Origin of the sequence: Kitasatospora sp. NPDC058190 (assembly GCF_042883685.1) — a bacterium.
In the GTDB taxonomy this organism is placed as follows: domain Bacteria; phylum Actinomycetota; class Actinomycetes; order Streptomycetales; family Streptomycetaceae; genus Kitasatospora.
Genome location: NZ_JBHVVI010000199.1, coordinates 1 through 11,157, shown reverse-complemented (window position 1 = coordinate 11,157; position 11,157 = coordinate 1). Strand labels below are relative to the sequence as shown.

Below are 11,157 nucleotides of genomic sequence, written 5' to 3'. Positions count from 1 at the left end.
GAGCAACCCCCCGCCCCCCCCCCCGCGCCCCCCCCCCCCCCGGGCTGGGCCGGCCCCGCCGCGGGGGGGTGGCCGGGACCGGGCCGGGGGCCGGCCCCTACCGGGGGGGGGGGGCCGCCCCACCGCGCCGCCCGGTCGGGCCTGCCGGACCGGGCGCCCGCCGCCGCGGCTACTCGCCCGTGCGGCCGGCCAGCGCCCGGCGGCGGTGCTCGCTGGGCGTGATCCCGTAGGCGGCCCGGAAGGAGCGGGTGAAGTCGGAGGCACGCGGGATGCCCCAGCGGGCGGCCAGGGTGTGGACCGGCACGGCTCGCAGCGCCGGGTCCGCGAGGTCGCGGTGGGCCTTCTCCAGCCGCTGGCCACGGATCCAGGCGGCGACCGTGTCGCCCTGCGACTGCTGGGTGAAGAGGCGGTGCAGGTAGCTGACCGAGATGTGGTGCGCGGTGGCGATCACGGACGGGGAGAGTTCGGGGTCGTGCAGGTTGCGCCGGATGAACGTCCGCACGTTCTCCACCAGGGCCCGTTGCCGGGCGTCGTCCGGGACCGCCGCCTCGGCGTCGAGCTCCCGGGCCAGCCAGGCGGCCATCAGGTCGACCACGATCGTCCCCAGCCGGGGTGCCTCGACCGGCCCGAGGGCCGTGGCCTGCCGGTCCAGGCCGACGAGGAACTGCGCGAGCAGCGCGCAGGTGCCCTCCTGCCCGGAGTACGCCCGGCCCATCAGCTCGCGCAGGCGGCGAGGCGGCAGCGGCAGCAGGGACACGGGGAAGTCCACGCCCACGGCCTCGACCCGGGGTTCCGCGCGGCCGGCGGCGCGGACGCCGAGGCCCCGTACGTCGTACGGCTGTGAGCTGTCGAGCACGTACAGCTCGCCCGGATTGAAGGTGGTCGTCGGCACGCGGTCGTCGCGCGTCAGGGACAGGCCGCCGTCGAGCACCAGTGTGAGGTGGTACACCCCCGGGTCCGACCGCCGCACCATCTTGGCGGTCCGTCGGAACCTCGCGGGCGGGAAGGAGGATCTGAGGAGGGTCACCGGCCCCAGTTCCAGGCGCCGCATCTCCGCCTCGAAGTCGTCGGCGTGCGCACTGGTCATCTCGCTGTCCCGGGTCCGCCCGACCAGCTCGCGCCAGCAGTCGAACCGTTCGTTCGCGGGCAGGTCCTCGCCCGTGAACACACTCCCCGTCATCGCCGTCACGTCCACCGCTCCCTCCTGCACGCTTCCCTCCTGCGCACGCTCTCCTCCGGTCCGACGTGGCCTTCCCCTCACATCATGGCGAGGCCTTCCCCCCACTTCGTCAGGCCCGGTGACTCGCCCGAGCGTAAGGGGACGGTGACGGTACGGCGCCTGCCGGGGTGGCGGCCGTCGGCCCCGGCGTCCGCCGATTTTCCTCTTCCGATCATCTGCTGGTAACTTCTTCCTCGTCGGCAGGACAAGATCACCGAAGTGGTCGAGGACCGGCCGGAGCAGGCGTCGGTGGTGCAGCGGTAGCACGCCCACTTTCAGTGGGAGGGGTTCGTTCGATTCGGGCCCGGCGCTCCAACTCGCAGGGGCGGAAGTCGACTTCGACTTCCGCCCCTGCGGCGTTCCCGCGCCCGTCCGGCGGGCCGCGGGGCGGCGCCGGATGCGGCGTCACCACGGGCTGGGCACAGCTTCGTTATCGCCCCGTAACGCCCCGCTTTCGCCCGGCGGGTCTACCTTTGTCGACGCTCGGCCAACTCCACGCCCCCACAAGGGAGTAGTCATGTCCGTAGCCCGTCGGCGCACCCTCGCCGTGTCCACCGCCCTGCTGACCGTCCTGGGCGCCGCCGCCCCGGCCGTCGCCGCCACCGCCCCCACCCTCGTCCAGGCCCCGCTCGCCCACCACGGCGGCGGCCTCCTGCACAGCACCAGCGGCAACTGGGCCGGCTACGCCGCCACCGGTAACCGGTTCACCAGCGTCAGCGCCAGCTGGGTCCAGCCCACCGTCACCTGCTCCGGCGGCAACACCTGGTCCAGCTTCTGGGTCGGCCTCGACGGCGACGGCAGCAGCACCGTCGAACAGACCGGCACCGAGGCCGACTGCTCGAACGGCTCCCCGGTGTACTCCTCCTGGTACGAGATGTACCCGGCCTACCCGGTCAACTTCAGCAACACCGTACGGCCGGGCGACCACTTCACCGCGAGCGTCACCACCAACGGCAGCGGTTCCTTCACCCTCACTCTCTCCGACACCACGGCCGGCTGGAGCCACACCGTCAACAAGTCCCTCAGGAGCGCCTCCCTCGCCTCCGCCGAGGTGATCGCCGAAGCCCCCTCCAGCTCCACCGGGGTGCTGCCGCTCTCCGACTTCCACTCGGTGTCCTTCACCGGCGCCACCGCCAACGGCCGGAGCCTGGGCGGCTTCTCCCCGGACGGCATCACCATGGCCTCCGGCGGCGTCACCAGGGCCACCACCTCCGGGCTGAGCGGAGGCAACTCCTTCTCGGTGGCCTGGAAGCACAGCTGACACGACGGACGGGGCCGCGGGGCCGGGTTCCCCCGCGCGAATATCCCGCCGTCGCCCGCGGAGCCGGTCGGCGCGGTATTCCATGACGATCTTTCCGGCCGTCACCGGATTTTCACCACGCCTCCGCCGTTCGAATCCGGGCCGCTCCCGAAAGTGCTGCGACAGCCGGTATTCCGGGGGTAATTGAGGGTTCCTGGGAAAGGCAGGGATGATCCAAGTGAAAATCTTGACATGATCACGCCTTGCGTCGCATGCTGTGGGCGCCCGAGGCCACAGTCCGGGTACCTACGAAAGAGTGGGGAGGTGACAGGGAGATGAAGGTCAAGGTCGCCGAGAAGCAGGACACCGTTCGCACCACCACGCCGTACGTCGCCGGCTAAGGCGAATTCGGTGGGAGGTCCGCGAGCTTTCGGGCCTCCCACTCCCTCGGACGAGACGCTTCGGGAGACCTTGGAGAATCCGGCATGACTGCTCTTCACCCACGGGTGCGCCCTGCTTTCTTCGCGGAGCTGGACAACGCGGAAAGGCGACTCGAGTCCGCGGGCCCGGACGGCCCGGTCTTCCTCCTGGTCACCTCGCCGGACGGCGCCGGGAAGGCCGACACGGTGCGCGCGTGGCTGGCGTCGGCGGCGAGCGCGCGGCGCGCGGGCACCGTGGTGTCGGGCAGCGGCGACAAGCTGACCCACGGGTACCTGGCCGGGCTGCAGCCCCTGCTGGACCACGCGATCGCCGTCGCGGAAGCCGAGGCACCCGAGCTGGTCGCGGCCGCCGAACAGTCGCTGAAGCGGCTCCTCCCGCAGCGCGAGTCCCCGGCCTACCGGGTACCGAAGGACCTGACCGGCGTCGCCAGCCGGGACGAGCGGACCAGGTTCTACTTCCACGAGTACCAGGGCAAACTGCTCAACGGCGTGTACGAGTTCCTCGACGCCTTCCTCGCCCGGGCCGGGCAGCCGTACACCCTGGTCATCGACGACGCCGAGCGGCTGTCGCCCACGGTGACGCAGTTCCTCGACATCGTCGCCCGCCGCCGCACGCTGGGCCGGCGCGTGAGGATCGTCCTCCTGGTCAACGGCGAACCGGACGTCGCCCTCGCCGAGCACGCCGCCCGGGCCGCCCTGCCGCCGCTCTCCAAGGGCGAGGCCCGCGAGCTGATCGAGACCTGGGGCTTCGGGTCGCTGGCCGACAAGCAGTTCGACAACCTGTGGCGGCTGTCGCAGGGCAGGCCGGCCCGGCTCTCGGCGCTGCTGCGGTGCCTCGACGCGAAGGTCTCGCTGCCCGACTACCTGACCTTCGAGACGCATCTCGACCTCTACCTGAGCCTGCTCGGCGAGCGGCCCAGGTACGACCTGCTGGAGCGGTACGTCCGGGCCCACTGCTCGGACGACGATCCGATCGTGCTGCGCAACTACGAGACGTACGACGCCGGCACCAGGGAGCGGGTCCACCGGGAGGTGCTCGCCGGCCTCGCCGGAGGTCCCGAGGAGGTCCTCCACCCGATCCACCACCTCGGCCTGCGGGACGCCGCCGATCGGATGGTGGCGCTCGCCCCGCTGTCGATCTCGCTCCAGGAGATCGGCCTCTACGACACCTGGTTCGACCTCTTCTCCCGCTTCTGGGCGGACCCCCAGCTGCGCACCCTCCCCGGCGGCGGGCAGACCCACAACCTGGTCTACCTGCGGATGTCCTTCGTGCTGTACTCGCTCGGACTGGCACACGTGTCCATTCCGTATCTGGACACCTTCTACCAGCACTTCCCGCAGAGCCTCTACACGCCCACGGTGCTCTATTCACAGAGCATGGCGCACGGCCGGTACCAGTCGCCGCCGGACCTCGACACCGCCGAGCGTTTCGCCCTGCTCAACCTGGAGAAACTCGGCACGGAATTCCAGGACCACCCCAAATACGAGTACATCAAGGTCTTCGCGGAAAACGCCCTCGCCTACATCCGCGCCCGGCAGGGGCGAATGGACGAGGCACTCGCGCTCTGCACCGAGGGCATGGACCGGATGCAGAAGATCTACGGCGACGAGAAGTACGCACTGCACCAGTCGATCCTCGTCTACAACACCGCGCAGATCTACGAGATGGTCAAGGACTTCCCGAAGGCCTACGAGGTCTACCAGCGGACCATCGGCCTCGACCCGAACTACGGGGAATACGCCAACGACCTGGCCAACATGCTGCAACGCACCGGACGGTTCGAAGAGGCGCTGGAGTACTACGAACGGGCCATCGAGCTGTGCCCGCCGTACTACGAGGCCCACCTCAACCGCGCCCGGCTGCACACCCAGCGCGGAGACTCGGACAGCGCCGAACGCGACTTCCGGCGCGTGGTGGAACTCAAACCCGGGGAGGCACGGGCACACCTGGGGCTCGGGGTGCTCCACCTCAAGCGGGGCAATCCCGCCGAGGCGCTGGTCAGCCTGGACGCCGCCGTCTACCACGACCCGAGGAACGCGCAGGCGTGGAGCAACCGGGGCCTGGCCCAGTCCGAACTCGGGCGCGCCGACGAGGCGGAGGAGAGCCTGCGCACCGCGGTGGCCCGCAACCCCAAGCTCACCGAGGCCTGGAACAACCTCGCCCACGTCCTCCACACGAGCGGGCGCCCGCAGGAGTCGCTGAGCTGCCTCGACCGCGCGGTCCAGCTCTCCGACGACCCGGACTACGTCTACAACCGGGCCGTGCTGCGCCTCGAACTGGGTGACACGGCCGGGGCCCGCGCGGACACCGAGCTCGCCGCCGAGCGCGGTGCCGACGCCGTCGACCTGGCCGACCTGCACGCCCGACTGTCCAACGCCTCGGCCTCCGCAGCGGATTAGGCCATGTCCGACCATTAGCGGCGGATCAGCGCGCGGCGTCCGGGTGCGTGCATCGCCGGCATCGACAAGGAGCACCACGTGCCACCCGCTGAGCGCAGCGAGCAGTCCCAGCGTCGTTCCCTCCGTGCACTGCTGTCGGCGTACGCGGTCAGCCAGTTCGGCAACTGGCTGTTCCGCACGGGGGTCGTCTACTACGCGTACAACCAGAACCACGGCTCCAACGCGGTGCTCACCACGGCGATCGTGCTGGTGTACCTGCCGATCCTGTTCGGTTCGCGGCTGCTGGCCCCCCTGGCCGACCGCCACGACACCCGGCGCACCCTGATCGGGTTGGACGCGCTGCGCGCCGCGGTGCTCGCGGTGCTGCTCGTCGTCGAGCTGGCCGGCGCCGCCTTCACCTCGGCGGCCACCATCGGCGTCATGGCGTTCCTCAGCCTGCTGACGCCGTTCTTCACCGCCTCCCAAACGGCCTACCTGCGGCGGGTCCTGCCGGCCGAACGGATGCCCGCGGCGCTGGCGGCGGTGTCCCGGATCGACTGGACGATGTTCATCCTGGGCACCGCGGCCGCGCCGCTGATGCTGCAGGTCAGCGACCTGCCCACGCTGACCTGGCTGGACATCGCCACCTTCGTCGTCTCCGGGCTGCTGCTCCTGCGGCTGGTGCCGGCACCCGCGGTCACGGGCGCTCAGCGCGGTGCCGTCGCGGCCGGCTCGGGCGGGCCGCGGCTGACCGGGAGCAGCAGGCTGCTGCTGGTCAGCGTCCTCGCACTGAACGCCGGTGCGGGGCTCATCAACGTCTACCCGAACGTGGTCGCACGGGACTTCCTCGGCGGCGGCGCCACCTGGCTGAGCGTCATCAACCTCGCCAACGGCTCCGGGGCGGTGATCGGCGCCACCCTCGCCGGACGGCTGCGCAAGCAGCGGGGGCTGCGCCCGGGCGTGCTCGCCGCCCTGGTCGTCGCCCTGTCCCTGGCCTGCATGACGTTCGTGACCGACGCCTGGGTCGCGGTCCCCGCCAGCTCCGTCATGCTGGGGGCCGGTCAGGTGTTCGCGGTGCTCTTCCAGTCGCGGATCCTGGAGAACGAGCCGGTCGCGGTGGCCGGCCGGGTGTCCGGGCTCTTCACCCTCGGCACCTTCGCCGGCGTGACGGTGAGCATCCTGTTGTTCATGGCGGTCACCGGCTCCGGAGCCGGCTCGATGCGGCGTTCCTTCACCGTGTTGCTGCTGCTGGCCGCGGCCGCCGCCCTGGCCTCGGCGTTGGTCGGCGGCGCCGCGCTGCGGCGGTACGGGGACAAGGCGCCCGGGACTCCCGAGTTCCCTGAGACTCCCCAGTCCCCCATGGGCCACGAGACTCCTGAGGACCGTACGGCTCCTGAGGATCACCGGACCCCTCAGGCAGAGGCGGCGGCGGTCGCGCTGCTGGTGCGGCAGGCGGGACGGGCCTTCGCCACCGGAGTGACGGTCGCGTCGACGGTCCGCGACCGGATCCCGCACGCCACCACGGTCAACTCCTTCGTCACCGTGTCGCTCGACCCGGCGCTCGTCATGGTCTGCGTCGAGCGCGGTTCGCGCCTGGACGCCTTGGTCGCCGAGGGATCGCCGCTGGGGATCACCGTGCTCTCGGCCCGACAGCGGGACACCGCCGTGCACTTCGCCAAGCGCGACCGGCCGACGGGGGAGACCCAGTTCGACGGGTACCCCTGGAAGCCCGGCAAGGACAGCGGCGCGCCGCTGCTGGAGGCCGGCACCGCGTGGATCGAAGGCCGGGTGCGGACGGTCATCCCGGTCGGCGATCACTCGATCGTCCTGGCCGAGGTCCTCTCGTTCACCCGGCCGGACCAGCAGGAGGACGGGCCCCTGGTCTTCTTCGGTGGTGGATTCCACTCCCTCGCCCAGCACCCGCCCGCCGCGAAGTCGCCCCCCGAGGAGCTGAACGATGACCTTCGACCACCCGCCCGCACACCGGAGTTCCGAAGCGGAGAAGCTGCACGGGAGAGTGGTCGAGGACCCCTACCGGTGGCTGGAGGATCCGCGGAGTGAGGAGACCAGGCGCTGGTCGGCCGCGCAGCGCGAACTGTGCGACCGCGTCCTCGGCGAACTGCCCGGCCGGGCCGAACTGCGCGGGCGGATCGCCGAACTGCTGGGAACCGGCAGTGTGAGCGCCCCGGTCTGGCGCGGCCGGCGGCAGTTCTTCACCCGCCGTCTCCCCGACCAGGAGCGCGCCGTGCTGCTCACCGTGGGGCCCACGGGGGAGGAGCGCGTCCTGCTCGATCCGCTGCGGCTGGACCCCTCCGGCGGCACCACCCTGGACGCGTGGCAGCCGGATCCGGAAGGGCGCCGGCTCGCCTACAAGATCTCCCGGGGTGGCAACGAGGAGTCCCACCTCCACGTGCTGGACGTCGCCACCGGCGAACTGCTGGAAGGCCCCATCCCGCGCACCCGCCACTCGGCCGTCGCCTGGCTGCCCGGTGGCGCCGCCTACTACTACGTCCGCCAGCTGCCGGAGGTCGGCGACGGGAAGTCGACGGCCGCCGGGCCGGGGCACGGGCGGCGGGTCTACCTGCACCGGGTCGGCACCGATCCCGAGCTGGAGGACGTCCTGGTGTTCGGGGAGGGCCTGCCCGACACCAGTGACGTCGGCATCCTGGTCAGCCAGGACGGACGCTGGCTGAGCCTCGGGGCGTCCCGGGGCACCGAGAACCGCAGCGACCTCTGGCTCGGCGACCTGGCGGCCGGTACGCCGCAGCGGCCGGTGTTCCGCCCGGTCCAGGTGGGCGTCGACGCCGACACCGGCCTGTACATGTGGCGCGACGGCCGGGCCTACCTGTTCACGGACCGGGACGCGCCGCGCTCGCGGCTCTGCGTGGCCTCCCCGTCCGACCTGTCCTACGGGTCCTGGCGCGACCTGGTGCCGGAGGACCCCGAGGCGGTCTTGACGGACTTCGCCATCCTGGACGGTCCCGAGCTGGACCGGCCGCGCCTGCTGGTCTGCTGGACCCGCCACGCCGTCAACGAACTGACGGTCCACGACCTGGAGACCGGCGAGCGCCTCGGCACCGTGCCGACGCCGGGCGTGGGGGCGATCGGCGGCCTCCACGAACGGCCGGAGGGCGGCCACGAGGCCTGGTTCTCCTACACCGACAGCACCTCGCCGGGGTCGATCCTGCGGTACGACGCGCGCTCCGGCACCACCGGCGTCTGGGCGGCCACGCCCGGCATGGTGCCGATCCCGAAGGTGCGGAGCTCGCAGATCGCCTACCGCTCCACCGACGGGACGACGGTCCGCATGCTGGTGGTGGAGCCGCTCGAGCGCGGCGGGCCGCGTCCGACGATCCTCTTCGGTTACGGCGGGTTCGGCTCGTCCATGGTCCCCGCCTACGACCCGTCGGTCCTGGCCTGGGTCGAGGCCGGCGGCGTCCACGCGGTGGCCCACCTGCGCGGCGGCGGCGAGGAGGGCGAGGACTGGCACCGGGCCGGGATGCGCGAGCACAAGCAGCAGGTCTTCGACGACTTCCACGCCGCCGCACAGGCGCTGATCGACGGCGGCTGGACCACCCCGGCCCAGCTCGGGATCCACGGCGGATCCAACGGGGGCCTGCTCGTCGGCGCCGCGCTCACCCAACGGCCCGGCCGCTACCGGGCGGTGGTGTGCGAGGCGCCGCTGCTGGACATGGTCAGGTACGAGCGTTTCGGGCTCGGACGCCTGTGGGTCGCCGAGTACGGGTCCGCGGACGATCCCGAGGAACTCGGGTGGCTCCTGGGGTACTCCCCGTACCACCACGTGCGGGAGGGGGAGGCGTACCCGGCCGTCCTGTTCACCGTGTCCGAGAACGATGCGCGGGTCGATCCGATGCACGCGCGGAAGATGTGCGCCGCACTCCAGCACGCCACGAGCGCCAGTGCGCCGGTCCTGCTGCGCAGCGAGTCCGAGGTGGGACACAAGGGCCGGTCGATGACCCGGGTGGCCGCCCTGGCCGCCGACACCCTCGCGTTCCTCGCCCGGCACACCGGGCTCGAACTGCCGTGATTCCACCGTGAATTCGCCAACCATCCGCCAGGACAGCCGCCAGCACAACCGCCCAGACGACATCGAGGTTCAGATGAGTGACCAGCCGCCCGCCCGCCGCGTCGTCGCGATCGTCGACGCCTACTCCAGCGGCCGCTGTCTCGCCCCGATCTTCCGGGAGCGGGGCTTCGACTGCGTGCACGTACGCAGCGCCGCCACCACCAACCCCGCGTACGAGCGCAGCTTCCGGCCGGACGACTTCATCGCCGACCTCGTGCACGACGGCGATGTCGCGCGCACGGCCGAGGCCGTCGCCCGGCTCGCGCCGGGGTGCCTGCTGCCGGGCATCGAGAGCGGGGTCGAACTGGCCGACGTCCTGAGCGAGACCCTGGGGCTGCGGACCAACGGGACGGCACTGAGCAGCGCCCGCCGGGACAAGTACCGGATGATGGAGACCGTGCGGGCGGCCGGTGTGCCCGCCGTCGAACAGATCCTGGCCACCGACCTGGACACCCTGCGCGACTGGTACGCCAAGGTGGGCGGCCGCGTGGTGCTGAAACCGGTCAAGAGCGCGGGCAACGACGGCATCCACTTCTGCGACGACGCCGGCCGGGTCCGCGCCGCGTTCGACGCACTGATCGGCGCCGACAGCGCCCTGGGCGCCCGGAACCGCGCGGTGCTCGCCCAGGAGTACCTCGTCGGCGCCGAGTACATCGTGAACACCGTGAGCCTGGGCGGCAGGCACCACGTCACCGACATCTGGATGATGCACCACATCAGCGCCAACGGGGTCCGCGACCTGGGCGGCAGCGCCCAACTGCTGCCCCGGCACGGCGCCGAGCAGGACGCCCTGGCCGCGTACACCTGCCAGGTCCTCGACGCCCTGGGTGTGCTCGACGGCCCCGCGCACACCGAACTCAAGATGACGCCGGACGGGCCGCGCCTGATCGAGACGGCCGCCCGGGCCTGCGGCGCCGACCTCCACGTCCCGGTGAAGGCCGCGATCGGCGAGAGCCAGCTGGACTGGACCGTCGACGCGTACGTCAACCCCGAGCGTTTCCTGGCGCGTTGGGACGACGCCTACGAACTGGCCAGGCACGCGGGGCTCGTGAACATGGTCTCGCCCGCGGCCGGCATCCTGCGCGGCTACCCGAAGATGGCGCAGCTGCGCGCCCTCGACAGCTTCCACGACCTCGCCCTGGCCGTCCGGCCCGGCGGCCGGATCCACCGGTCGGTGGACGACTGGACCTACCCGATGCGGGTCTACCTGGTGCACGAGACGCAGAGCACCGTGCTGCACGACATCCTGACCGCGCGTCACCTGGACGGCGACGGTTTCTACGACATCGGGTGACCGGTGTGACCGGTGTGACCGGATCCTGGAATCGCGGGCGGGGACGGGCCGGTTGTCGTACCGTCCTGGATCATGGATCTCGAATTCGCCGCCCGCTTCGCCCAGGACTGGGCCGCCGCCTGGAACTCGCACGACCTGGAGCGCATCCTCGCCCACTTCACCGAGGACGTCGTCTTCGCCTCGCCGCGGATCGTCGAGATCATCGGAGACCCGTCCGGCGAGGTGCGCGGCAAGGACGCCCTGCGTGCCTACTGGGCCAAGGGCCTGGAGTACCTGCCCGATCTGCACTTCACGGTCGAGGACGTCCGCGCCTCGGTCGACACCCTCGTCATCAACTACCGCAACGAGCGCGGGTGGGCCGTCGCCGAGGTCCTCACCTTCCGCGACGGCCTGGTCTGCCGCGGCCTCGGCGCCTACGGGCCCGCAGTGTGAGGCGGTGACCGGCTGGATCCACCGACCTCGGTCAGCAGGGGCGGGGCCGCCGACCGGGTACCCGAT

General features: G+C 71.7%; 7 protein-coding genes and 1 tRNA gene. 7 read left to right on the top strand and 1 reads right to left on the bottom strand.

Annotation, left to right across the window (positions count from 1 at the left end; translation table 11 throughout):
- Window positions 1–169: 169 nt before the first annotated feature.
- Window positions 170–1,210: a helix-turn-helix domain-containing protein gene (locus ACFVWU_RS42815; protein ID WP_387631690.1), complete on the bottom strand. Its 1,041-nt coding sequence runs from the start codon at window positions 1,208–1,210 to the stop codon at window positions 170–172.
- 252 nt (window positions 1,211–1,462) lie between these two features.
- Between ACFVWU_RS42815 and ACFVWU_RS42810 the strand changes: the two genes are divergently transcribed.
- The 7 genes from ACFVWU_RS42810 (at window position 1,463) to ACFVWU_RS42780 (ending at window position 11,091) form a co-directional block, all read left to right on the top strand.
- Window positions 1,463–1,534, top strand: a tRNA-Glu gene (locus tag ACFVWU_RS42810).
- Between the two features lie 202 nt (window positions 1,535–1,736).
- On the top strand, window positions 1,737–2,480 hold the full coding sequence (locus tag ACFVWU_RS42805) for a G1 family glutamic endopeptidase (protein ID WP_387631688.1): 744 nt from the start codon (window positions 1,737–1,739) through the stop codon (window positions 2,478–2,480).
- A gap of 464 nt (window positions 2,481–2,944) precedes the next feature.
- Entirely contained in the window at window positions 2,945–5,299 is a 2,355-nt protein-coding gene (locus tag ACFVWU_RS42800; RefSeq protein WP_387631686.1) for a tetratricopeptide repeat protein, read from the top strand.
- A gap of 78 nt (window positions 5,300–5,377) precedes the next feature.
- Window positions 5,378–7,339, top strand: a complete 1,962-nt coding sequence (locus tag ACFVWU_RS42795; RefSeq protein WP_387631683.1) for an MFS transporter — start codon at window positions 5,378–5,380, stop codon at window positions 7,337–7,339.
- A complete protein-coding gene (locus tag ACFVWU_RS42790; protein WP_387631681.1) occupies window positions 7,236–9,326 on the top strand; it encodes a prolyl oligopeptidase family protein in 2,091 nt (696 codons plus the stop codon). The genes ACFVWU_RS42795 and ACFVWU_RS42790 overlap by 104 nt, the downstream gene beginning before the upstream one ends.
- Window positions 9,327–9,399: 73 nt before the next feature.
- Window positions 9,400–10,659: an ATP-grasp domain-containing protein gene (locus ACFVWU_RS42785; RefSeq protein WP_387631679.1), complete on the top strand. Its 1,260-nt coding sequence runs from the start codon at window positions 9,400–9,402 to the stop codon at window positions 10,657–10,659.
- Window positions 10,660–10,731: 72 nt separating this feature from the next.
- On the top strand, window positions 10,732–11,091 hold the full coding sequence (locus ACFVWU_RS42780) for a nuclear transport factor 2 family protein (protein WP_387631676.1): 360 nt from the start codon (window positions 10,732–10,734) through the stop codon (window positions 11,089–11,091).
- Window positions 11,092–11,157: the final 66 nt, after the last annotated feature.